General features: G+C 57.8%; 23 protein-coding genes. 14 read left to right on the forward strand and 9 right to left on the reverse strand.

From position 1 onward, the window contains the following. Window positions 1-263: 263 nt before the first annotated feature. The 8 genes from HMPREF3042_RS08715 (at window position 264) to HMPREF3042_RS08750 (ending at window position 8,015) form a co-directional block, all read left to right on the forward strand. Window positions 264-3,458, forward strand: coding sequence for a DUF4040 family protein (locus HMPREF3042_RS08715; RefSeq protein WP_070856817.1), 3,195 nt, complete (start codon window positions 264-266; stop codon window positions 3,456-3,458). Continuing rightward, complete coding sequence (locus HMPREF3042_RS08720) at window positions 3,455-3,937, forward strand: sodium:proton antiporter (protein WP_070856819.1); 483 nt, start codon at window positions 3,455-3,457, stop codon at window positions 3,935-3,937. Before HMPREF3042_RS08715 ends, HMPREF3042_RS08720 begins: the two co-directional genes overlap by 4 nt. A gap of 23 nt (window positions 3,938-3,960) precedes the next feature. Continuing rightward, complete coding sequence (locus HMPREF3042_RS08725; protein ID WP_246822393.1) at window positions 3,961-5,502, forward strand: monovalent cation/H+ antiporter subunit D family protein; 1,542 nt, start codon at window positions 3,961-3,963, stop codon at window positions 5,500-5,502. Beyond that, on the forward strand, window positions 5,502-5,984 hold the full coding sequence (locus HMPREF3042_RS08730) for a Na+/H+ antiporter subunit E (RefSeq protein WP_070856821.1): 483 nt from the start codon (window positions 5,502-5,504) through the stop codon (window positions 5,982-5,984). The genes HMPREF3042_RS08725 and HMPREF3042_RS08730 overlap by 1 nt, the downstream gene beginning before the upstream one ends. Beyond that, window positions 5,981-6,271 carry a monovalent cation/H+ antiporter complex subunit F gene (locus tag HMPREF3042_RS08735; RefSeq protein WP_005511667.1) on the forward strand — a complete coding sequence of 97 codons (291 nt, stop codon included), beginning with the start codon at window positions 5,981-5,983 and terminating at the stop codon, window positions 6,269-6,271. The genes HMPREF3042_RS08730 and HMPREF3042_RS08735 overlap by 4 nt, the downstream gene beginning before the upstream one ends. 24 nt (window positions 6,272-6,295) lie before the next feature. Beyond that, window positions 6,296-6,637, forward strand: a complete 342-nt coding sequence (locus HMPREF3042_RS08740) for a monovalent cation/H(+) antiporter subunit G (protein ID WP_016421914.1) — start codon at window positions 6,296-6,298, stop codon at window positions 6,635-6,637. Between the two features lie 588 nt (window positions 6,638-7,225). After that, complete coding sequence (locus tag HMPREF3042_RS08745) at window positions 7,226-7,528, forward strand: hypothetical protein (protein WP_070856823.1); 303 nt, start codon at window positions 7,226-7,228, stop codon at window positions 7,526-7,528. A gap of 139 nt (window positions 7,529-7,667) precedes the next feature. Continuing rightward, complete coding sequence (locus tag HMPREF3042_RS08750; protein ID WP_049181720.1) at window positions 7,668-8,015, forward strand: hypothetical protein; 348 nt, start codon at window positions 7,668-7,670, stop codon at window positions 8,013-8,015. A 156-nt stretch (window positions 8,016-8,171) separates the two neighbouring features. On the opposite strand, the gene HMPREF3042_RS08755 is transcribed toward HMPREF3042_RS08750, so the two are convergent. Continuing rightward, window positions 8,172-9,701: a catalase gene (locus HMPREF3042_RS08755; RefSeq protein WP_070856825.1), complete on the reverse strand. Its 1,530-nt coding sequence runs from the start codon at window positions 9,699-9,701 to the stop codon at window positions 8,172-8,174. A gap of 359 nt (window positions 9,702-10,060) precedes the next feature. Between HMPREF3042_RS08755 and HMPREF3042_RS08760 the strand changes: the two genes are divergently transcribed. From HMPREF3042_RS08760 to HMPREF3042_RS08775, 4 genes are all read left to right on the forward strand, one after another. Beyond that, the gene (locus HMPREF3042_RS08760; protein WP_070856827.1) at window positions 10,061-11,170 is read left to right on the forward strand and encodes an efflux RND transporter periplasmic adaptor subunit; all 1,110 of its coding nucleotides are present in this window, start codon (window positions 10,061-10,063) and stop codon (window positions 11,168-11,170) included. 9 nt (window positions 11,171-11,179) lie between these two features. Further along, window positions 11,180-11,917 carry an ABC transporter ATP-binding protein gene (locus HMPREF3042_RS08765; protein ID WP_070856829.1) on the forward strand — a complete coding sequence of 246 codons (738 nt, stop codon included), beginning with the start codon at window positions 11,180-11,182 and terminating at the stop codon, window positions 11,915-11,917. Continuing rightward, window positions 11,904-13,334, forward strand: coding sequence for an ABC transporter permease (locus tag HMPREF3042_RS08770; protein ID WP_070856831.1), 1,431 nt, complete (start codon window positions 11,904-11,906; stop codon window positions 13,332-13,334). The genes HMPREF3042_RS08765 and HMPREF3042_RS08770 overlap by 14 nt, the downstream gene beginning before the upstream one ends. A gap of 102 nt (window positions 13,335-13,436) precedes the next feature. Beyond that, window positions 13,437-14,021: an RNA polymerase sigma factor gene (locus HMPREF3042_RS08775; RefSeq protein WP_210403445.1), complete on the forward strand. Its 585-nt coding sequence runs from the start codon at window positions 13,437-13,439 to the stop codon at window positions 14,019-14,021. Between the two features lie 59 nt (window positions 14,022-14,080). Here HMPREF3042_RS08775 and HMPREF3042_RS08780 read toward each other — a convergent pair whose 3' ends face one another. From HMPREF3042_RS08780 to HMPREF3042_RS08800, 5 genes are all read right to left on the reverse strand, one after another. Further along, window positions 14,081-14,632, reverse strand: a complete 552-nt coding sequence (locus tag HMPREF3042_RS08780; RefSeq protein ID WP_049192917.1) for a hypothetical protein — start codon at window positions 14,630-14,632, stop codon at window positions 14,081-14,083. Next, window positions 14,629-15,084 (reverse strand): hypothetical protein, encoded by a 456-nt coding sequence (locus HMPREF3042_RS08785; RefSeq protein ID WP_049192916.1) that lies wholly within the window; start codon window positions 15,082-15,084, stop codon window positions 14,629-14,631. Before HMPREF3042_RS08785 ends, HMPREF3042_RS08780 begins: the two co-directional genes overlap by 4 nt. Beyond that, entirely contained in the window at window positions 15,071-16,159 is a 1,089-nt protein-coding gene (locus HMPREF3042_RS08790; RefSeq protein WP_049192915.1) for an Asp23/Gls24 family envelope stress response protein, read from the reverse strand. The genes HMPREF3042_RS08785 and HMPREF3042_RS08790 overlap by 14 nt, the downstream gene beginning before the upstream one ends. Further along, window positions 16,156-16,353: a hypothetical protein gene (locus HMPREF3042_RS08795; RefSeq protein WP_005511694.1), complete on the reverse strand. Its 198-nt coding sequence runs from the start codon at window positions 16,351-16,353 to the stop codon at window positions 16,156-16,158. The genes HMPREF3042_RS08790 and HMPREF3042_RS08795 overlap by 4 nt, the downstream gene beginning before the upstream one ends. Before the next feature lie 65 nt (window positions 16,354-16,418). Then, window positions 16,419-16,946 (reverse strand): Asp23/Gls24 family envelope stress response protein, encoded by a 528-nt coding sequence (locus HMPREF3042_RS08800; RefSeq protein WP_016421902.1) that lies wholly within the window; start codon window positions 16,944-16,946, stop codon window positions 16,419-16,421. 324 nt (window positions 16,947-17,270) lie between these two features. On the opposite strand from HMPREF3042_RS08800, the gene HMPREF3042_RS11060 reads away from it, so the two are divergent. Together HMPREF3042_RS11060 and HMPREF3042_RS10685 are read left to right on the forward strand one after the other, a co-directional pair. Then, complete coding sequence (locus HMPREF3042_RS11060; RefSeq protein WP_256381194.1) at window positions 17,271-17,405, forward strand: hypothetical protein; 135 nt, start codon at window positions 17,271-17,273, stop codon at window positions 17,403-17,405. 236 nt (window positions 17,406-17,641) lie between these two features. Beyond that, window positions 17,642-18,274, forward strand: coding sequence for a trypsin-like serine protease (locus HMPREF3042_RS10685; RefSeq protein WP_083327458.1), 633 nt, complete (start codon window positions 17,642-17,644; stop codon window positions 18,272-18,274). Between the two features lie 107 nt (window positions 18,275-18,381). Here the strand turns inward: HMPREF3042_RS10685 and HMPREF3042_RS08805 are convergent, their stop codons facing one another. From HMPREF3042_RS08805 to HMPREF3042_RS08815, 3 genes are read right to left on the reverse strand one after another with little or no spacing between them, the layout of a single operon-like run. Beyond that, window positions 18,382-21,621: an LPXTG cell wall anchor domain-containing protein gene (locus HMPREF3042_RS08805; RefSeq protein WP_083327459.1), complete on the reverse strand. Its 3,240-nt coding sequence runs from the start codon at window positions 21,619-21,621 to the stop codon at window positions 18,382-18,384. Next, window positions 21,621-22,544, reverse strand: coding sequence for an isopeptide-forming domain-containing protein (locus tag HMPREF3042_RS08810; RefSeq protein WP_070856833.1), 924 nt, complete (start codon window positions 22,542-22,544; stop codon window positions 21,621-21,623). The genes HMPREF3042_RS08805 and HMPREF3042_RS08810 overlap by 1 nt, the downstream gene beginning before the upstream one ends. Beyond that, window positions 22,537-23,550: a class C sortase gene (locus HMPREF3042_RS08815; protein WP_246822409.1), complete on the reverse strand. Its 1,014-nt coding sequence runs from the start codon at window positions 23,548-23,550 to the stop codon at window positions 22,537-22,539. Before HMPREF3042_RS08815 ends, HMPREF3042_RS08810 begins: the two co-directional genes overlap by 8 nt. Window positions 23,551-23,728: the final 178 nt, after the last annotated feature.

Below are 23,728 nucleotides of genomic sequence, written 5' to 3' on the forward strand. Positions count from 1 at the left end.
ACATAAACGCAGTCAGTAACTCGGATCGACTCAACGCCACCTGACATAAACGCAGTCAGTAACTCGGATTGGGCGTAAGTAGCGAAGATGCCCACCCGCCGACGCACCGTTCATCACTCGTTCCACTATTTTTTCGCTACCGGGTCCACAGAGCCTTACCCCACTCCCCCAAATGCCCCTTTCACCCCGCGTAGCGCAATTTCGTGGCTGTTAGTCTGTAGAGGTACGAACTTTTTTAACAGCAATGTGAAAGTAGCCCCCAAGTGACGCACCTGGCAGCAGCTCTGGCATCAGCCAGCTCCTTTACAGCCAGTCCTCCGTCGGCGACCGCACCACCAGACCAGACATTGGCTTCTGAGTTTGCGTCCGGCGGCGTATCGGCAACATTGAATTCTTTAGATTCCGTTCTTTCTGCCCCAGCAGCTATTTCTGCCCCGGCAACTATTACCGCCCAGGCAAGCAGCTCCGCAGAGCACGCGACAACGCTCGCAGCCCAAGCAGCTCAAGCGGCTCAAGCCACCCAAGCAGCTCAAGCCGCCCAAGCCTCCGCCGACAGCCTGCCCCTCCTTTCGGTCCCGCTGTTGGTCGCGGTTGCCCTAGCGCTGACCCCGCTGTTTGTGAAGATCCTTGGTCGTCACGCAGGCTGGCCCATCGTCGCATTTTTTCTCGCGTCGGTGGTCCAGCTTTCGCGTGTAACGGGCGATATCCTCGACGGCACCACCTTCACCTGGTCCCGCGTCTGGTCCCCGGAACTGAATGTGGCGTTTGCGCTGAAGCTCGATCCTCTCTCCATGGTGTTCAGTTTCTTGGCGCTGTTGGTGGGCTCGATAGTCTTCATCTACTCCACCGCGTATTTGCCGCCTAAGAAATCCGCGATGAGCTTCTACGTCCTGATGACGGCGTTCATGCTGGCGGTTTTGCTCCTCGTGCTTGCCGACGACATCATGCTCCTCTTCATCGGGTGGGAGCTGGTCTCGATGGCGTCGTTTCTGCTCATCGCAAGGTCGGGTTCGTCGGGCGAGTTGGGCTCGTTGCGCACACTCCTGCTGACCTTCACCGGCGGCCTGCTGCTTCTGGCCGCCCTCGGCGGTGCTGTGTGGCTGACCGGTTCCACGAACCTCACCGAGGTTTTGGCTTCGCCTGAGTGGGAGGCCAACCCGACAGCGCGTAGCCTCATTGCCGCGCTGGTGGCCCTGGGCGCTTTCACGAAGGCAGCTCAGTTCCCCTTCCACGCCTGGCTTCCAGAGGCCATGGCGGCAGCAACTCCCGTCTCGGCTTTCTTGCACGCTGCGGCCGTCGTCAAGGCGGGCGTTTACCTGCTGATGCGTTTTTCCACGGTCTTCGCGGACGTGCGCGTGTGGCAGTTGCTGCTGATTGTCATGGGTATGTGGACAGCTGTTGCCACGGCCTACTTTGCGCTGCAGCAGACTGACTTGAAGAAGCTGATTGCGTACTCGACGGTCTCGCAGTTGGGTTGGATTGTCGCCACGATTGGTGTGGGCACGAAGTTCGCCATTATGGCTGCGGTTGTGCACACCATTGCGCACGCGATGTTTAAGTCTTCGCTGTTCATGATGGCTGGTGTGGTTGATCACCAGGCGGGCACGCGCGACATTCGTCGCTTGGGTCCGCTGTGGAAGCAGATGCCGTGGAGCTTTGGCTCGATGATTTTCGGTGCGGCATCGATGGCGGCAATTCCGCCGTTCTTCGGCTTCATGTCGAAGGAGGGCATGCTGACCGCATTCGAGGGCGCGCCTTTATCCAACACCGGTGTCGTCATCCTGCTGACAGTGGCGGCGATTGGTGCGATTGGTACTTTCGCGTACTCGGCACGCTTGGTGTTCGGTGCGTTCGTGGATGGTCCGCGCAACGTTGACCACATCAATGAGGCCCCGATTTCGCTGTGGCTTCCGGCCGCCATCCCTGGCGTGCTGAGCCTGCCTGCAGCCTTTGCTGCCGGCGCTATTTTGAACCGTCCGCTGGACCGCGTGGCGGATACGGTCGGTCAGCTTCCGGCTGGCACGACTCAGGAATCGCACTTGAGCCTGTGGCACGGCGTGAATGTGCCGCTGATTATCTCTGTGATTGTGCTGGCTGTCGGCGTGGGCTTCATCTTCACTCGCGCCCGCATAGGCGCCGTCATGGCCGACCGCAAGCTCTTCCCGTTCACCGGCGTGGAGGCAATCAATGCGTCGTTGAGCGTCTCGCAGCGTGTGGGTCGCGCGCTGGCGAAGATGGCACGTTCGCATCAGCCGGCGCGTCACCTGCTGCCGCTGCTTGGTCTGCTCGCGGTGTACGCCCTGGCCATTGCAATCGCTCCGGGTGTCGGCGGTGCTCCTGTGCTACCGAAGATCGACGACATCGACCACCTGACCGATCTGATTCCGCTGGTCGTTGTCCTGATTGGTGTGTGGGCCACGCTTCGGGCAAAGAACCGTCTGCAGGCGGCTGTGCTGCTCAGTGTCACCGGTGTCGGCGTCACGTTGCAGATTCTCCTGCTGGGCGCACCAGATGTGGCATTGACGCAGTTCATGGTGGAAATCCTGACTGTCGTGCTGATGATGCTGGTGCTGCGCTTCCAGCCGCGCGCGTTCTCTGAGACCTCAAAGAACCGCCAGGCTTCCGCCGCGGTCGTGGCAGTTGCCGTGGGCTTGGCTACGTTCGGCGCGGTGTGGTTCCTCACTGGCCGTCGTCAGTTGCCTGAGGTTGCGCAGTGGTACATCGACAACACTGAGAAGGTCACGGGCGAAACCAATATTGTCAACGTGATTCTGGTTGAGTTCCGTGCTTTCGATACCATGGGTGAGCTGGCGGTTCTCGGTATGGCGGGCGTCGCGATGGCGGCGGTTGTCACGTCGATGCCTCGCTTCCCGCACCTGCTCGATCAGCCTTCCCCGCTTGCGGAGCCCGCTCTGAACTCCATCATGATGCGCTGGCTGGTCCGCTGGCTGTCGCCGGTCCTGTTCGCTCTGTCTGCTGTGGTTCTCTACCGCGGCGGTACCGCTCCGGGCGGCGGCTTCAACGCGGCGCTGATTGGCGCCGCTGCCGTCATGCTGATTTACCTGTCCAAGGACCGCGACGAGCTGGTCTTCGGCAAGAAGACCCCAGTGGCGCTCAGCGCTGCGGGTGTCATCACGGCAATCGTCACGGGCTTCATCGGATTCGCCAAGGGGTCGTTCTTGGCACCGCTGTACGGCGAGTTCCTGGGCCAGCACCTCACCACGGCATTGCTTTTCGACGTCGGCGTGTACCTGGCCGTCATCGGCATTGTGGCAACCGCGCTGAATCTCCTGGGCGGCCCAAACCGTCCTGGTATGACCGGGTCGGACGATGTGCTGCAGGATCTCTACTCAGACCGCTCAAGCTTGCGGGTGCCGCCGGAGATGGGCGTGTTCGCCTCAGAAACGGAGAGCACCCCTGCCCCAGCTCATGCCACCGTTGAGGAGGCCAAGAAGTGATTATCGCCATCATGGCTGCCGTCCTCGCAGGCGGTGGCACGTACCTGGTGCTACAGCGCGGCATGCTGCGCACCATTATCGGTATGACTCTGATTTCGCATGCCGCCAACCTGATTATTTTGTCCACGGGTGTCGGTGCCTGGCGCGGCGAGCCACTGCTGGGCAACGAAGCCACTGCGGGCGCTGGCGCTGCCGAGCAGATGGCTGACCCGTTGCCGCAGGCATTCGTGCTGACGGCCATCGTGATCACCATGGCTGTGACCGCCTTCATGCTGGCACTGGCTGGTTTGGGCCGCGATGACGACACTCGTATCCATGAGGACCGCGAGGCTATGCGGCAGCTGTCGACGGCTGGTCGTCGTGCGGGTAAGAATGTTCCGGCGGACTCGGACTCCACGGTCACCGGCACCCCGGGAGTCACTCCGGCTCCGGATAAGTTCCCGCGCGAGACCCCATACGGCGGTGACGAGAAATGGTAGAAGCCTCTGCAATGACCTCTGCAATGTCCCCTTCAACTCTGTCTTCGCTACTGCCGCTGTTTGCGGCACTGCCGCTGATTCTGTCGGCGGTCGCAGCCATTCTGCCGAAGCTGTGGATGCGCGCGACGATGGGCATCGCCGTTCCGGCACTGTCGTCGCTGGCTGCGTTTTGGGTGATGTTCTACGTCGCTGAAAACGGCCCGGTCGGCCACGGTGTGGGCGCGTTCCCCGGTGGTATCTCGATTCCTTTCTTGGCGGACACGTTCTCCATGCTGATGCTGGGTGTGGCCGCGGCTGTGGTTGCCATCGGTAACTGGTTCGCCCACGTCGCGGGCGAAAACACTTCGCGGTTCTTCCCCTCCCTGACGCTGATGATGTTGTCCGGTATGTCGGGTGCTTTCCTGACTGCCGATTTGTTCAACTTCTTCGTGTTCATGGAGGTCATGCTGCTGCCCTCCTACGGCCTGATTGCGGTCACCGGTACCTGGCACCGCCTGGCTGCTGGTCGTAACTTCGTGCTGGTCAACCTCTTGACCTCCACGGTGCTGCTGATTGGTGTCGCGCTGATTTACGGCTCGGCGGGCAATGTGAACATCGCAATGCTGGCCAACATGGCCAGCGAGGGCGGCCCCGGCGGCACGAGTGTGGTCGCGCTGGGCATTGTCATCATTGCGCTGTGTGTGAAGGCGGGCTTGGTTCCGGCGCACACATGGCTGCCGAGGACGTACCCGTCGACAAGCCCTGCGGTGATGGCACTGTTCTCTGCGGTGCACACGAAGGTTGCGGTGTACATGCTCTTCCGCATTTACGTCGTGATTGTGGGCATGAATCCCTCCTGGCACTGGCCGATCATTATCATCATGGCAATCTCGATGCTGGTCGGCGCGTTTGCTGGCCTCGCTGAGAACACCATGCGTGAAGTGCTCGCCTACCAGATGGTCACGGGTATGCCGTTCATTCTGATTGTGCTGGCGTTCACGGATGCTAACGACGGCCAGGGCGCCAAGGCGGCACTGGCTGCGGGTATTTTCTACGCAATCCACCACATGGTGACTGTCGGTGCCCTCATTCTGGGCTCCGGTGCGGTGGAAGAGACCTACGGTACGGGTACGCTCTCCAGGCTTTCGGGGCTTGCTCGCCGCGACCAAGCAGTCGCTTGGGTGATGGCGGCGATGAGCTTCTCCATTGTTGGCTTCCCGCCATTTTCCGGTGTGTGGGGCAAGGTGGGCATTGTCTTCGCCTCTGCTGCTACTGGCGATGCCCGTTCGATTGTTGCAATCACCGCAATCATCGTGGCCTCGCTGGGCTCGCTGCTGGCCATGATTCGGCTGTGGCGCGCGGTCTTCTGGGGCCGCCCCATGCAGGGCGTGGACGATTCCGTTCGCGTTCCGGGCGCGCTGGTTGCGCCGTCCGCCATGCTGGCAATTGTTTCTGTGGCGATGTTCGTCGCGGTCGGTGCCGTCACTTGGGCGACCACCGGTGCGGCTGATGCGCTGCTGAATATTGATGGCTACCGCGAGGCCACTCTCGGCGGGGTCGAAAACGCCATCGGAGGTATTTACTGATGAAGTTTCTGCATGTTATCCGCTATTCCCTCTGGCTGGTCTGGCAGGTTATTGTGGCTGCGACGGACGTGGTGCGCGATACGCTGCGCCCGCACCAGAAGCAGCAGCCGGTGCTCATTGGGCTGCCGCTGCGTGTGACGTCTGACCTTGAGGTCACTCTCTTTGCCGAGTCCATCACCATGACTCCTGGCACGCTGGTCTGCGGTGTCCGTGAGACCGATGTGGGGCGGTTGTTCATCATCCACGCAATCTTCGGTGCCGACCTGGACGCGCTGTACGACTCCCTCTACGACATGGAGGAGCACCTCGTTCCCAGCCTCCGCGATGTCCCCCGCCCGAAGGCGTTCGTCTTCGAGGAGTACAACGCGGACAAGTTCATTGACCCGGATGCCGTCGTCGGCGTTGCCGCTGAGGTCGACCATGGTCTGCCGCTGCCGGATGGCATTGCCTCCAAAGGCGAAGACAAAGGAGCACGCTCATGAATGACACATTGATCGATCCCACCGCAGTACAGGTAATTAGCGGCATTGGCATTGCTCTATGTTCAGTGGCGCTGCTTGTGGGCGTGGTGCTGATCTTCCGAGTCAAGGGCAATGTCTCACGCGCAGTGCTTTCCGACGCTGCCTTCTACCCCATGGTGGGAGTGTTCCTCACAACTGCCATGCTGCGGACTACGGCCATCACTTTCGATATTGCAATGCTGGCGGGTCTGCTTGGCATTTTGTCGACCGTGGGCCTGGCCCGAGTTATTTCCCGTGGCCGCCGCTAAGACCGATTAAGGACGAATCGCAATATGAGTATCGCTTCAATTCTTGTAACTATATTGTTTGCCGTGCTGGTCATTGGCGGATCTTTGTACCTGCTCCTGGCGGGCGTGGCCATGTGGCGCTCTAAAGATGCCCTGAGCCGGTTGAACCAGCTTTCCGCCGGAATCATGGTGGGCATCCCCGCACTGGTGATTGCCAACTTGGTCCTAGAGGCCGACCAGGGCGATCTGACGTGGGGCAAAACCCTCACCGCCATTCTGGCCATTGTAGCCGTCCTGGTCGTCGCCACCGTCGCCTCCGAGGTACTTGGACGCGCGGTGCTGGGTGCCCGTGATGGCTCCGCTGAGGACTACGTGCCGGAGCGGTAGCTAGCGGCACGGGAAGCGTCCCGCATACGCCGCTTCCGGCCGGTTTCAGAGCAGCCTCTCAGTGCTCTCCAAGACCCCCTTTGGGCCACCCACCCTACCCAAAAGGGGGTATGTTTCCCCACACTTTTGGCCTCCCGCAATGTGATGTACCTCTCATGGGATATGGGTCGCTCGTTAATCCCGTTTATGCCCCTAAATTGAGTGGCAGTTTTTGCCGTTAACTAAACTTTGGTTTCCCTTAGTTAGGGAACCCTTGATTATCATTTTTGATGAATTCGCCGTTTGCCTGCACCTTTGTGACACCAAGAACAAAACAATCAATGCAATCCCGGTAAAGATTAGGAAAACAACACTTTTGTCATCCAACTTTCAGGCGGATGCCGGGGTCGTCCCGACCGACTCATAACCGCCCTCTTTCCAATATTTTTAGATGGATTTGAGCGAGCTTCAGGGGACACAACCAACTGGAGGCGGACCGAGCCACCTATTTTTTCATTGCAGCCCCTTGGCCCATCGGTTAACTTAATTTCTGTGAGATCGCCAAGAGCGACTCAAAATCTTTACCCCCGAGAACCTAAGGATTTTCTCATGTCCTGCTCTGCAGAAGATATCGCAACCATCCTCGAAGCCCTTCCGGCCGTCACCGTCGAGAGCCCGCTGCCGGCTTTCGAGCAGCTGGCTGGCGGCGACATCAACTTCGCTAACGTTGGTGGCGACCTGAACCTGCCGTTCGGTAACGACTTCCTGGACATCACCTCCAACGATGACTACTCCACCACCGACTCCCACGACACCGAGGTTTCCGACTTCCTGAACCCGCACACTGAGGTCGACCAGTCCAAGGACTTCGACTTCCTGAACCCGGAAATTTCTGGCATTAAGCCGTCCTAAGCTCCCGGGCTTCATGGCAGGACAATAACTCTGCCAATCCTTGACACAATAAACCGCGAGTCTCTAATAAAGACTGCGGTTTATTGTTCAGTTAAAACCGATATTTTTCATTTCGTTACTGTCTAAAGGAACACCAAAAATGGACGTCACTCCTATCGTTGAGGTTCTGGAAGCAATGCCTTCCGGCCCGACCGTCAACGTCACCGTCGAGATTAACCCGACCATCGATGGTGATCTGACCCTCCTGGAAACCGGTGACTGGAACGCTCCGTTCGGCCGCGACTTCATGGACATCAACATCACGAACGATCAGTCCACCCACAATGACAACTCCACCCACGTCAGTGGTGTTGAGGCTGATAGTGTCTCCGACGCTGCCGAACAGGGTCAAGAAGTGTCCGAGTCCGCCGAAGAGTCTGACGAGGCTGCAGCTGCTCCGAAGTCGTTTTTCAACGGCTCCCCGAGCCTGCCGGGTATCGGAGCTTAATACAGCCCACACTTAGGGTTGTTCCTTAGCCGCCCCAACTGGGTCGGCGTGCAGGCAACCACAAAGCCCGTGGCTGTCATGCACAGACAGAATTTTTAAATAAAGCGTTAGCCCTGCAGCTGGTCAAACCACCTGCAGGGCTAACGCTTTTCGTACTTACTTCGTTGCCTTGAAGCGCTTTTCCACCTCAGCACCGAGCCAGGAATCAACGTTGGTCCAGTACTGGTAGACACGCTGCTCCACCTCTGGGGAAACACCCTGCATGGCGCCGACGATGTTGTTTGCCAAGCGATCGCGCTCGGCATCGTCCATCACATTGCAGACAAGATCGCCTGCCTGCGAGAAGTCATCATCCTCAGGGTGCTGCACGTAGGCGCCGGCGTAGAACTCTTCGCCCACGCTTTCCCACTGGCCAAAAGTGCCAGCGTCAACCTGCCCCGCGTGACCGGAGTGGACTGGGCAGCCAGCGGCCTTGGCCGCAGCCGCGGTATCGGCCTCCGGGCCGCGTCCGGCGGCGTTGGAGCCATGAACCGGCAGATTCGGGTCAGCGTAGTGGTAGGTGCCGTAGCCGTCCTGCGAGAAGGAATTCACTGGGCAGCGCGGCTGGTTCACCGGCAGCTGGTCATGGTTGACACCAAGACGGTAGCGGTGCGCATCAGCGTAGGAGAACACACGAGCCAGCAGCATCTTATCCGGGGAGAAGCCGACACCCGGCACGGTATTCGACGGCGCGAATGCGGCCTGCTCAATCTCGGCGAAGAAGTTGCCCGGATTGCGGTTCAGGGTGAAGTGACCGACCGGAATCAGCGGGTAGTCCTTCTGCGACCAGGTCTTGGTCAGGTCGAACGGGTTCACCTTGTAGCCGGCAGCCTCGTCGTAAGGCATAATCTGCACCTTGACGTCCCAGGTTGGGTAGTCGCCGCGCTCAATTGCCTCGAAGAGATCCTGGCGAGCGTGATCCGTGTTTTCGCCTACCAGCTCAGCGGCCTCATCATCCGTCAGGAAGTCCCAGCCCTGGCGAGTCTTAAAGTGGTACTTAACCCAGAAGCGCTCACCTTCAGCGTTAATCCACTGGTAGGTGTGGGAACCGAAGCCGTCCATATGACGGAAGTCCTTCGGAATACCACGGTCACCCATCAAGTAGGTGACCTGGTGAGCGGACTCCGGAGAGGCAGTCCAGAAATCCCACTGCATATTGGCATCGCGCAGACCCGTATCCGGCAGGCGCTTCTGAGAGTGGATGAAGTCCGGGAACTTAATGCCATCGCGGATAAAGAACACCGGCGTGTTGTTGCCCACGATGTCGAGGTTGCCCTCTTCGGTGTAGAACTTCAGCGAAAAACCGCGCACGTCACGCCAGCCATCCGGGGAGCCCTGCTCACCAGCGACAGTGGAGAATCGCGCCAGCATCGGAGTGACAGTGTTCGGCTGGAAGACGGCAGCCTTGGTGTACTTGGAGACATCCTCGGTGATGGTCAGCTCACCGAAAGCACCTGCGCCCTTAGCGTGAACAACGCGCTCCGGGATGCGCTCACGGTTGAAGTGTGCGAGTTTTTCCAGCAAGTGGATGTCGTGGAGGTTGATACCTCCCTGCGGGCCGTTTGTTAGCGAATGCTGCTCTGTAGGAACCGGCGCGCCGTTAAGACGAGTGGTCGGACCATTGGAGCCTTCATAGAGATTCGACATGGGGTTTCCTCCTAAAGACGAGGGCTAGATGTCAGTCGCAACATGCCCTGACGTTTTCCACCCTACACGAAGTTTCATATTTTGCCTATCAGTCCTCCGGGATTGATATATGGACTTAATTATTAGTCCGATTAGGTTCGCTATATCGGCGACGAACACTCGACCCAAAAAAGGCAGATTTTTCTCGAAGAAAACCGCACACAATGACCGTCGAAAAGCACTTACTGCGCTTTCATGCAATACCTATCAGCACTGAATAAAAGGTATAGCCAGCACTACCGCTGCCCGCGCGGGTTACGGGTAGGATTTGTCGCGTACCACGCTGTCAATTTGGATTCTGATCGGATACTTCTGCAGACATGAAAAAACAAGGGAGGGGCGCAAAAGCGCTCACAGTCTTCAAGTACACGCTGGCGTTGCTGGCGACCATTGCGCTTCTCAAGATCGCATTCTTCCCCGCTAACGACGAGGGCTATGCGCAAGCAACCGGTGATTTCTCCCAACCCACCACGGAGCTATCCCCTCAGCGGATCAATAACACGCAGAAACTGTCTGCCACCATCGTCCCGGATGAGCCCACCGTGATCCGTGCCAACGCGTCTGGTGAAATCACTGACGCCTTTGTCAACAGCGGTGGCAACGCCGTAGAGGGCCAAAACCTGCTCCAGGTGAAGAAAACCTCGGTGTCCGAGAATGCCAGCACCTCCGGCAGCGCGGATTCCGATGATGAAAGCGCCGCAGCCGCTGCGCCCGAAACCACCGTGACCTGGGGCAACATCACCGCTAAGGCTTCTGGCACTGTGCAGTGGGATATCGTCATTGGCCAGACGGTCGAGATTGGCCAGGAAATTGGCACCATTTCGCCGAATAGCTTCCACGCCGTAGCACCTATCAAGCCGAGCCAGCTGTACACGCTGGGAGACTCGATTAACAATGGCCGCCTCGCTATCACCGATGGCCCGGCACCGTTTTTGTGTGATTCGGTGAAGACGGTCACGGGAAGTGGCGCGGGCTCGCAGAACACCGGCGCCGGAGAGGGTGCTGGCATGGGTGCCGCCGCTGCCGGTAATTCCTCGGGCAGCCCACAGCTGCGCTGCGATATTCCCGCAGATCAGACTGTCTACGAAGGTGTTCCCGCAACGCTGATTCTTGGCAGCGGCACGACCTCGGAGGTTCCAGCATTGCCAGTGACCGCCGTGGAGGGACGCTTCCGCGAAGGTGTTGTCTACGCGCCGGCTAAGGATGGCGGCAAGCCCACCAAGATCAAGGTCGAACTGGGCGCCAATGATGGCACTTTCATTGAAATCAAGCGTGGTCTGAAGGAAGGCCAGCAGGTTTTGGAGTACGTGCCTTCCTACAAGAACGAGTTCGCTGGCGACGACAGCGGCGACGGCACTGGCACCGGCGCTGGTGATGGCAGTGACGCTGGCTTCGATGAGTCCGGCGATGACGCTGGCTCTGAAAAGTAGGCCCGCGCCATGCTTAGTTTGACCGCAGTCACTCGAACAGTGACGCTGCCCAACGGCGAGGAGCTGCCTATTTTGAAAGGCATCGACCTCGAAGTGCCACGTGGTGAGCACCTCAGCATTGTCGGCCAGTCCGGTTCGGGTAAGTCAACACTGCTGAACATCATTGGCATGCTCGATTTGCCGGATTCTGGCACGTACACGTTCAACGGCACCGATATTTCCACCTTGTCGGACAGGAAACGCGCTGCGCTCCGGGGCGATAATTTAGGATTTGTCTTCCAGCAGTTCAACCTCTTCCCCTCCCGCACCACTCTGGAAAACGTTGAGGTTCCGCTGATGTACGACCGAGGCGAGAAGTTCTGGAATCGCACCGAGCTCGCCGCCGCGATGCTGGAGCGCGTCGGTCTGGGAGACCGCCTAGAGGCCACGCCTTCGCAGCTTTCCGGTGGTGAACAGCAGCGTGTGGCAATTGCCCGTGCACTCGTGCGCCAACCGCAGCTCATTCTTGCCGATGAGCCCACTGGTGCGCTCGATGTCGACACCGGCAAGATCGTCATGGATCTGCTCGAAGAAGTCGCCACGGAAAACAATGCTGCGCTGATTGTGATTACGCACGATTTAGAGGTCGCCGAGCGCGGCGATCGGGCACTTGAGCTTCGCGACGGTCAGTTGCACGCCGACTCCGTCCTGCTATCTGCCGCCAACGCTATGCACGGCTTCGAGGAGGCTGCTGATGACGACGAATAAAGAAACAGAATCGAAGTCACGGCCTTCCTTCCTCTATGCAGCAACGCCTTATCTCGGCGCTCTGCTGGAAGCGTGGCATGAGCTGCGCATTAACCGTGGCCGCATCATGCTGTCGCTGGTCAGTGTGGCCGCCGCAGTGTGGGCGATGACCACAGTCATTGCGCTTGGCAATATTCTCACCAGCTCTCAGGATGCGGTAACCGCGCAGAGCACGGGTGTCGCCGGCACGGTCACGTTGACTGCCGGAGCGGGTAGTTCCGGTTCTGAGGATAGTGGAGACTTCGGCGATGGCGGCTTCGGTGACAGCAGCGCCGGCACAATGGCCGATAGCTTCGGCAGCTTCGGCGGCGCGGGCGTCGGCGGAAACGGACCGGACGATTTGAGCGTCATCAATCCGGACGGGTCCATCAACGACGCTTTTTCCGCTGCCACGCATCGCCTGGTAGAGGCCACCCATGCCAACTTGTGGTCGCGGGTTCGCATGCAGCCAGCCACACCTGAGCACAATATGGATGACTGCGCACCGGATGATTACGAGTGCTTTTCGCCAGGCACTCCCGAGCTGATTGCCGCTGACCCCGGCTGGTTCGATATCTATGCCCGCACCATCGTGCAGGGACGCCGCTTGGAAGATGCCGATGGCCAGCGCTTGATGAACCCCGTGGTGGTCAACGACCAGTTCTACGAGAGCCTGGGAAACCCAGCACTAGCCGACCACCCAACCTTCACCTTGAAGGAAACCGGCAACACCACTTTCACCGTGGTGGGAGTGTATAAGTCCCTCGGATCGTGGGACGCCCCGAGCATTGTCACGCACTACGATTCCTTCCTCAATGCCGGCTACGAGGGTCCGGTGGGTGAGCCGCAACTTCTCGTCGCTACGCCTGAGGAGTCCGCGAAGGAGAACCAGAAGGCGCTGCACAATATTTTCCAGGCGGAGCTCGGCCCCAGCTGGAAGGTGAATACCTCCCTGTCGGAGAAGGACACGGAGATTTCCCAGGAGATGAATAACACCATCACTACGGCGCTGGGCATTATCGGCGGCATCGTGATCGCGCTTGGCGCGTTGGGCCTGCTCACGGTCTCGATTGTCACCATCGGCCACCGTGTCCGTGAGATTGGTATTCGTCGCGCAATGGGCGCGTCGGCAGGCCGGATTTTTATCTCTGTGTTCTTGGAGTCGATTGTCGCCACGACGGTGGCGGGCGTGGTTGGCGTGATTGCCTCGATCATCACGGTCAAGCAGCTGCCGCTGGATAAGATGTTGGCGTTGCCGCTGGAGACCGGTGCCGTGGCCTACCCCGTCACGGCCGCTGTAATCGGCGTGTTGGTCGCGACATTCGTGGGCGCGCTGGCGGGTATTATCCCGGCCACCATCGCAGTCCGCGTCAAGCCCATCGACGCCATCCGCTTCTAACACTTCAGCCCCTAGTTCGCCTGGCTGCGCCGCCGCCTGCTTTTTGCAGGTAAGGCTACGTGCAGCCAGGCGAATTATCTTTAGGCTTCAAGTTGCTAAGCTATGTCCATGACTCCCGCACGCCTCGTCTCTAATGACGAATACATCACGCAGCTGGCGCTGAAAGCCGGTCGCGGTGATCAGGCTGCGCTGACGGAGTTCGTGCGGCTGACGCAGAAGGACGTGTGGCGTCTGGTCGCACATCTGGGCGGCGTTGATGCTGCGGATGATTTAACGCAGGAGACGTATCTGCGTGTCATGGGGGCACTTCCCCGTTTTGCGGCGCGTTCTTCTGCCCGCACCTGGCTGTTGTCGCTGGCCCGGCGCGTGTGGGTGGATTCGGTCCGCCATGATTCGGCGCGCCCGAAGAAGTCTGCGGTGGAAGTGGAAAACGCTGCCGAGCAGTTTACGACTGGCGAGTCGTGGTCAGAGCTCGCTGACGCCCGCGTGCTGCTGGAGCAGCTGCCGGAGGAACGCCGCGAGGCACTCATTCTGACGCAGGTGCTGGGTTACTCCTACGCGGAGGCCGCGGAAATCGCAGGTTGTCGTGTGGGCACTATTCGCTCACGCGTCGCCCGTGCGCGCCGCGATTTGGTTGCCGCACTTGGCGACGGCGACAGTGCCAGCGGCGACTCTGCAGCTGTTTAGACCCGCTCCGTCCAGGGGACGTAGCTAGCCGTTGTAGGTTGTCTCTCCCGCGAGGCTAACTAACGGTCCAGTTCGATTTTGTAGGTCGAGGCGATATCCGCATGGCCGAGGGCATCACGCATTTCACGCTCCGCGTTTTTCAGGGCAGCTACAACGGCGGGGAGGCTCGCCTGCGGTGGCATTGCCACAGTCACTTCCAAGGTGGGTATTCCATTATCCCGGTAGACCCGTGAATCCGCCTGGTTGATGTGGGCGTTGCGCTCTAGATCGGTGCACACCGCATCGGCAACATCGGCGACCGGCAGCGAAATCTCTCCTAACTTTTCCTGTGATTCCGATGCGGCGACCGTGCTGAACCGGTGCGATCGCAGATTAGCGACCACCAGGCTGCAGCCGACCACCGCTAGAATCGCTGTGATTACACCGAGGACGGGAACATACCAGCTCTGCTCAGGTAGTTTTCCCCAGGATTCCATCCGCCCGGTGTCATGAAGCCACTGTGCAGGAGCGACATCGAGGTAGCTAGCAATCGCCCATGTTGCTACCAGTAGTAACAGCGCTGAGAAGAGGAACAACACAATTCGGTCGAATACGCTTACTGATGTTTTCACTTGTCATCACCTTCGTATCCGCCGTGAGTTCCGGAAGCAAGTGCCGTGCCATTCTGGATTTCTTGGTAGTCAGACTTATGCATCCACACTGGCAGGTTGCCATCGTCATCGACGCGTACATACCGGCGTGGGGCAGGAAGAAACACCGCGATGAGCTGTCCCAGCCCATAGATTGCAGCGAGGATTCCGACGAGGAGCAACACCCATGACGCGGCTGAGCCCTGTGGGTTGCTGAACCAGTCGAATACCGGTTGTAACCATGAGGTGTCACCTGAGCTATTGGCGCTAATGATTGCTTCTCTACCTGCGACTATGGCCGCTGCAATCATCAACAGACCGGCGAAAACTCCCAGCCCGCGGACCTTTGGTGATTGACGCGGGTCACGTCCCTGGCGAGTTTCTACTGACTCGTCCGAGACCACCGCGGCCGATGACCTCTCAGTCGGCGTCATAGGGTGTCACCTCAATCTTTTTCAGTGGGCGCGGCTCTGGCGTGCTTACCACCACGGTACGTGGTTGTGGCACAGATACCGGGCGCAGCTGCTCCTGTCGCGGTGCGCGAACTTGTTTCAGCCGAGTTGGACGCGGCACTTTAACCGGCCGCAGTAGCGCTGGTCGTGGCGCCTTAACACTAATTGTGCGTGGCGACGGCACTCGTACCGGACGCAGCTTTGGTTGCCGCGGGACACTCACCTGCACCAAGGACGTCGGCTTTGGTGCTGCGACTTTTCGCAGTTGTATTGGCCGTGGAGTTGGTGTGCGACGCACCTGTACCGGCTTCGGTGCCGAGGTGCGAGTCACTGGCAGCGGCGGTGGCGCAACAACGCGACGGGCCGGTTGCGGCTTCGGTGCCTTAATAGCCACAGCTGGTTGCGGCTTCGGCTGCATGACAAAGCGCACCGGTTGTGGAGCAGGTGCTGGGACACTGCGTACCCGTTGCGGACGCGGCGGAGTAATGCTGCGTACCGGCTGCGGTGTCACCGGCTGAATGCTACGCACTGACTGCGGCTGCGGTACTGAAATACTGCGTACCGGCTGCGGCGTCGGTACAGCGATGGACTGCACTTCTGGGACCCACCGCACCTGCGGGGTAGTCACTACCTGCTGGTTCACCCGGACAGGTGTCACCTGCGGGTGATCTGAAAAGTGCGCCAAGTCCTCTCTGGTGACACGCACGTGCCCGGGTTCGACGCTGTCGATGTCAACATCGACGGTGACATTTTCAAGTCCGGCCATGTCAGCGAGCCAGGTGGCAACGCTGGACCGAATGCGCACTGCAATTTCCGCTGTCGGCGCCGGCCATGATGCAACGGCGCGAACTGCGACTCGAACTGCACTAACGACGTTTGTAGTGGCAGAACTAGGGGCAATCTCACTGTCGATAGAGACAATTGGATAGTCGCGCCCTAGCACACGGGATTGGTCGAGGGTGCCGGGAACCGCGCGCACGGCCATCTCTACGATGCGGCGGATTGCCTTTTCGCTTACGACGGTGGTGCCACGCGTTGCTGGAACGTGGATAGTCACCGTCGGCGGCCTCCTCGGTTGAACTTACGGTTGAGCTCGGGCGCATCGATTTTGCCATCGAGTACCGCACCGGCTGCACCGGCCAGACCTCCGAAGGCAATAACCGCAAGAAAACCCGTGAAACCACCAATCATTGCGGCGAAGCACAGGACAACGGCAATCGTCGCGAAGGTCTTTGTGTAATTATCGAACATGAAATTCCCCTTTATACGGGCCTAACTACCCATCCTGCCCTGCTCCGACGCGCAATAGTTGTCAACTACTGGACGCGTGGCTGTTCCTTGGGCTCGTTAGCAGCCGCGATGGCCTTGCGCTGCTCTTCGCGCTGCTTAGCGGCCTCTTCTTCGCGCTCCTGCGGGGTCTGGTAGTCGGTGTGGACATCGGAAACATCGACATTGACTTCAGTGACCTCAAGGCCGGTCATACGCTCAACCGAGCTAATGACGTTCTGACGGATAGCCTCAGCCAGTTCATGGATGGCAACGCCGTACTCGGCAATGATGGTGACGTCGACTGCAGCCTGGCGCTCGCCGACCTCAACAGCAATTCCCTGGGATACGTTGGCGCTGCCGCCGGAAACAAACTCACGGACGGAGCCAGCGAAGCGATCCATGCCGCCGCCAAGGTCATAGACACCGGAGACCTCGCGGGTAGCGATGCCTGCAATCTTGGAGACGACGCTGTCGTCGATAGAAGTGTGGCCGTGGCCGGTTCCCTTATTCGCGGAGTCCGAGCCAGCCTGAGTTGCCGGGGTGTTCTTAGCAGTGTTCTTTGCGTTGTCAGCCATGATGTGCCGTTCCTGTTCTCAGTGTTGTAGACGAAATGTCTGGACAATGCCGATGCTATAGCCGCCACAGGAAACCTGCAGTGCGGCTAGGAGTACATGACTGCGAGAGAGCCCCTCCAGCAGGGATTTCGTTATGAAAGTCTCTTAGAAAAATGGATTACAGACTTGATGTGCCCTTCTTCCCCGGCATCACGGAGAGCTCTATAATTTCTAGATTATCCCTGGTTGACGGCAGGATATGACCTCTCATTTCCCGTTCTGACATCACGAACGAACCCCACGTGCCAGCCGTTTGCTAACAAATTCGACAACTTTGTATAACGAGTGGCAACTTACAGCGAGATTCCACGTTTCAGCGGTGTGTTAATGCCGACCACGATCGGAACTCGTGCGCACCGCGATTTGGTTGCCGCGCTTGACGACGGCGACAGTGCCAGCGGCAACTCTGCAGCTGTTTAGCCCCACTCCCCAATGGGCGTTGGCCTTTCTTCTACCCCATTTTTAGAACGCTACCACGCATGATTGATCACTTGAGCGTAGGTTCTGTCTTAACTGATAGGTTTATATATTTCCTTATATTCGCGATACGAAACGGGTATATGAACTGCCCGACACGCATACGTTCCATCTTTCTCAACGAGATTAGCTTTGTTTTGGGCCACCACCGACCAACTCACTGAGGAGCAGATTTCCCCATGAATAGACCTTCATGGATTTTCACTGTCACTGCCGTTATCACGGCAACAACCGGGCTACCGGCCTACGCCGCCACCATTAACCAAGGCGATCCAGTTGTCATCGTTCACGCTAATGGACCGCAAGCTAGTGTCTGTACGGCTGGCTATGTCGACAAAACCAATTCGCAAATTTACACAGCAGGTCATTGTGGACAAGAGGGAGACACAGTGACGGATGGGACCTTTCAGAAAATTGGAGTATTCCAACCGTCTCCCTCCTATGACCATTCGCTGGACACAGGAAACGATATTGGAGTTGTCTCACTTGACAACCCCGCTACTGCAGGTGAGAATTCGTATTCGGGCGATTCGACTCTATCCCCAACAGATGTTCAAACAGGCGAGACAGTCTGCATATACGGAAACACTACGGGGAAAGTGAGCTGCGGTTTAGCCGCTGATCGCGCGGCATACCAAATCGAGGACAACGCTCTACAGGTTCAGAACGTACACGCTCAACGAGGCGATTCCGGTGGCCCTGTATGGGTTCCGGAAAAAGGCGCTGTCGGCGTTGTTTCAACTACCTGGAACATCATCGATGGGAACGGGCAGCAGCTTGGCTCATACATCACCGCGAACTCACCCTGGTAAGAGCGCTGTGTTTGCGTAGGGCTTCCTGATGGGTGGGACGCGAGTCTTATTCTTTGTGCTGCCCAATGGGTTCTGTGCAGGCGACTGCACAGAACCCATTCTTGTTATTAGGACTGCTGGCGGCGAGTCCAGAACCAACCGCAGCTTGCGATTACCGCACCAAACAGTGTCCAGAGAAGGACTCCGTTTCCACCGGTCTTTGGCAGCTTACCGGTCTTGGTGTCGGTCACCTGCATAATCATGAGTTCGCCGGAGCCTTCGGCCTTGATAAGCGGGCTGCTGCCACCTACCACTGAGACGGTGTACTCCTTGGTCTCCTGGTCAATTGAGATTTCAAAAGCTACTGGCTCTGGCAGCAGGCTAAGTCCTGCCGGTGCCATCGTTTCTACAAGGTAGAAAGTGCCAGTTTCAGTGATTTCAATTGACTTCTGATCAGGCGTGATGGTGTAGACCGGTCCTCCACTGTAATCCGGCTGCCCACCAGCCGAGGGGTAGATATCGAAGGTTGCACCACCAAGTCCCGGTAGAATCTTGACTCCCTCACCATCGACGTACTCCGCCTTTTCCAAGGTCAGCTTGCCCGGCTTGGTGTCCGGCGCTTCGTAGTTATCGACGACACAGGAGACGGAAGACAGGACCTTATTGGATTCCGACATCTTTACGCGGAAACCGAACTCGCCCACATTTTCCACCTTGAGAGGTGAGGTTTTCCCGTCGCGGGTTTGAGTACATACGGCGTTGAAGTCACCGGTGGAATCCAAGGTGTCACCGCGGCGGAACAAAGTGAAGCCCTGCTTCTGTGTTTCAGTCAGAACCAGCGACTGCTCACGCTCGCTTTCAATGTTCCACGATGCAGTACCCTTGTCGGATTCAGAACCGGAGGTTACCTTCATCGACTGATGAACCAGCGGGCCATTACCAGAACCGATGACATTGTTATTTGCGGACAGTGTGAACTCCCAACCAGGGGCACCGTCTTTGAGAACCTTGCCGTTTTCATCGACAATCCTCTTCTTGACCTTCACTACACCGTTGCATCGTGTGGTTACGTCTTGGGCGATTGTTTTCATCTGTTCGGCAAGCTTGCTGTAGTTAGACACCCTCACCGTGTCATCAGTGCCCGAGATATCCTCGCCCATGGTCTTGACATCACGCGTACCGTAGGTCCACCTCGATTGATTGAGAGTGACCGTCTCTTGCCTCCCATTGGGTAGACGCTCATACACCTGCAGGGTCTGGCTGCCGGCCGCGTCGTACGCCATTTTCAGGTTCACCAAGATGTCGGTGCCGATGTAATTGGCGTGGCTAGCCTTCGGGTGGTCACTTCGAATTTTGTAGTACAAACCTGGACTTTGTCCCGGATCTGCTGTCCAGGCAATGCGCTTGGCGTCTTTGAGCACCAGATCATTCGTTACAACGGGGCGTTGGCTGCTTCGCCCGCCAAGAGTCAGGTCGACCATGAGCGGCACAACACGGGTACCGGCAGCTTTGAGTTCGTTGGATGCTTTGATTGCGTCGTTGAGAGCACTAGCCTGAACGAATTCACCACCGATGCCCTTGCTCTTGATTGTCGAGGAGGTCGTGGGCATACCATCAGTGATGAAGTACACCACGTCGTAGTCGTTATCCTTGACCTGCTTCAGGCCCGCTTCCCAGTTCGTAGCACTGTTATTTGCGTTATAGCTCCAGTTCTTAACTACGTCCTTTGCTCGCTGGACGCCCTGCTCCGACAGCATTGAAATATATGGTGGGTTCTGACCGTGTGTCGTTCCAGCCTGATTAGCCGGACCGCCACTTGCGAAGTTATAGATGCCGAGCTCGGCTGGGGTGCCCTGCAGGGAATCGATAAATGCATTCGCGGCCTTTTTAGATGCTTCGAAACCATCAGTATCTGCGTAACGGAGCGATGTCGAAAGGTCTGCTACTACGGCAATGCGCAGGCCACAACGCTGTGGCATCGGCGGGTTAGGGACTCGCCCATGCACCCACTTAGCTCCATCTGGTGGCGAAATAATCTCCGGTGGTTTTTGCTCGTCCTTTTTCTCTCCGTAGACATCCAGAGTGACCTTCAAATTCTTGTTCTGCGAGAGATTATTAGTGAAGGTGAATACCGCATCCTTCGGCACAACGGCAGAGTCAACCGGCTTCCCATCCTTTACCGGCACGACATCCATAGTGATGAAGCCGTTGCCAATATTGACGTTGCGCTTCTGCAAGGTGACACCTGGCTCAATCTGGTCCAGAGTGAGGTTGTACTTCTGCGGATCCAAGAAGGTCGCGTCAGTCTCGATACGCACGGTTGCGTACTTCATGTGAGATTCCTCAGTCACCTTAGCCGTAAAGGCATTGGGGTTCTTCGGATCTACTGGGTCAGCTTTAACTGCAAACTCGTGACCGATGGCATCAAAATGACGCCCTTCGGCAGCAGGTGGATTGGGGTCTTCGGAAGAACCTGAGCAGTCTTTAACCTCACCGCTAAGGTTAAAGGTCCACTCGGTACGCGCATTCGGAGCGAGCTTAAAACCTGGCTGCGCTACTGCAGTGACTTTGACCGTACCTGGCTTATTCTGTTCATAAACATGCGGACCAGCAGGTGCCTTTTCCGCGTTGAGGTAGTAATCAACACCCTTGGTGTCCGGGATATTGATGTAAGCCTTCTCCACGCACTCCGGTGCAGTCGCGGGATCGACAAGGGTTGGATCCGCAGGTGTTACCGTTCCTGGTTCTGGCTCCGGATTCTCCGGCTCGGTAGGCTCGGTGGGCTCAGTTGGATCTGTCGGCTGGGTAGGCTCCGTCGGGTCAGTTGACGGGTCTGTTGGCTCACTTGGATCGGTGGGCTCAGTCGAACCTGCGGTAGTGCCGCGAAGAGTCAGAGATACGCTGCCCGTTGCTACCCTATTATTGATCCATAACTCTAAGTTAATTTTATCGCCCGCTTTCACCGTTTGATTTAATCCACTGTGCACAACTTCCACCGGTGCCCGTCGCGCGTCACTAGTCGGTAGATTCTGGTCGAACTGGGCTGGAATCATCCTGCCATTAATGCTCAATCGATAAGTTTGAATCCACTCTGAGCCACCGACATTGAGCTGAACGCTGTCAATCGTCGCGTCTTTGTCAATAGTGAACTCAAATTTTGCGTCGCCCGGTATCGGAGAAGCCTTAATCTTCTTAAACTCATAATTCGGCGGAGACGTCGGAATGACTTCCGTCTGCGCCTGCGCCTGCGGCACGGTGGGAGCAAAAGTCTGACCGCTGACAACGAGAGCTACCGCTAGCAAAGCGGCCAAGAACATGCGAAGCGCAGTTCGCATCGAATCCGGCAAGCGGAATGTTGTCGAAAACATTAGTTCTTCCCACTTTCTGAGTTCTTCTTGCTAGCGGCGATAATGACGAATCCTCCGCCGATTAGTGCTGCAGCGGCAGCTACCAGGCCTGCTACCTGCACACCGGTGAGCGCCAAGGAGCCGGATCCTCCGCTACTTCCTGAGCTTGAGGATGAACCCGACGAATCCGAAGGCGTCGAGGATCCGGATCCATCAGATGGCGTGGAGGTAGTCGACGTTGTCGTCGAGGTTCCCGGTTCACCCGGAGTTGTCGGCGGGGTCATTGGCGGAGTCTTCGGCGGGGTCGATGTTCCCGGCGTAGTCGGCGGTGTTCCAGGTGGCGTCGTCGGAGGGGTCTTCGGCGGAGTGGTCGGAGGCGTCGACGGTGGTGGTGTCTCCCCCGGCTTATGCGACTTCGCCACAATGACTCCCTCTACCGGAGTGGAGTCATAGTCCGCGCCATAGAAAGGCACCGATACCAAGAAGGGGTTAATCTCCCGGTAACTGTCGTTCGGAGCCGTCGAGGTCACAAGGTAAATACCCTCCGGCAGGTCACTGAATTTAACAGAGCCGTTTTCGTCAGTGACCTGGCTGAAGTGGAGGTCTTTTGGCCACTCGGCAAGCTCAGCCGCGGTGGCGTTTTCCACCTTCTCGCGGTCCTGCTGGCTAGACGGCGAGATTCCCTTGAGGCGCTCCAGATGAATGGTCACGCCAGAAATAGAGCCCGATGCCGACGAATTATCATCGTCAGGATTTCCTGGGCTCAAGGTAATTCGCACAATGTCAGTGCCGCTCGTTGCTGAAACGCCCGGAGCATCCACGCGTCCAACGATCCTGGCCGCGTTGGCGTCATTCGCGCCGATTGCACCCATCACTGCAACCAGAGCGCAGGCAGCTAAGAACGCAGCTATCCGGTTCCAGGTGGATGTCAAATATTTATTCATTGTCGTTTTCCCACCACGAAGTGTTGTTATTATCCTCGGATGCCGATTCGCTGCCGTCAGCGAGTTCATCACTGTCTGCGTCGCCATCAGCAGTCTCGACGTCCGCGTTCTCAGCGTCGTCGTCAAGCTCTTCGTCGGCGTCGAGGCGCTGGCGCCAGAGCCACCACGCAAAGCCTGCGCCAAGCACAAGCACTGTTACGAGCAGGGCATACATCCACCACTGCCATCCAGTTCCGTGCGTTTGGTCGAAGACATTGCTTTCCGACGGATCCATCGGCACTTGGTGCCCACGCACTAGCAGACGATGCGTGTTAATCCCGTAAGGAGTGCAAGTGATGAGGGTGATGTAGTCCTGGCCTTCAACGGGACGAAGATCATCGGTCTCATGCGGAAGTACAACCTTGATTTGATCAATTTCGTACTTCAGCTTGTGACCTGCGACCTGGATATAGAAGGCGTCTCCCTCTTTTGCTTTCCGCAGGTTATCGAAGAGCGTTACGTTAGTAAGTCCGGTATGACCGGTAATGATGGAGTGGGTTCCAACACCGCCGACTGGAAGATCAGATCCGTATAGGTGTCCGAGCCCCTTGGCGAGCACCTCATTACTGGTGCCGTGGTAAATCGGCAGGTCGGCCTGAATCTCTGGGAAAATCAGACGCGCCATCACGTCGGTAGCGTTTAGCTGATCGAGATAAGCGGCGTACTCGGGGTTGTGGTCATTAATTTCGTTAAGCCACGGGTCCAGAATCGGGCCGGTGGTGTGGCGCTCATTGTAAGAATGAGCGCGTTCCCACTGTTCATCTTTAACTTCTTGGGGTACGGACTTTTCCAGCTTGGCGAACTCTTTGGCCGCTTTAGAGGTGCCGTAGTTATTCAATGCCGTGGAGACAACCGGGTACAGCATCACAAGTAAACCCACAATCACCAGAATTGCGGGGAGAACCATGCTGTTCTTTTTCGCCTGCTCAGGCTGATCAGGCTGCTCAGCTGATGCGTCCCGCGTCAGAGTCGACGCAGAGTGTTTACCCACGGAGGAACTCCCAAGAAGTCAATCAAAAAGGGATGTGGCCTTTCTCTTTCTCACCGGCATGGGAATGCCTGCTGTTGAAAAAGAGCACATCGAAAGGCCGCAACAGTAATTTCAGTGATGCGCAAACTACAGGAATGGCGTGCGCTGTTGAACG

Source organism: Corynebacterium sp. HMSC074C05 (assembly GCF_001838325.1).
GTDB lineage: Bacteria > Actinomycetota > Actinomycetes > Mycobacteriales > Mycobacteriaceae > Corynebacterium > Corynebacterium amycolatum.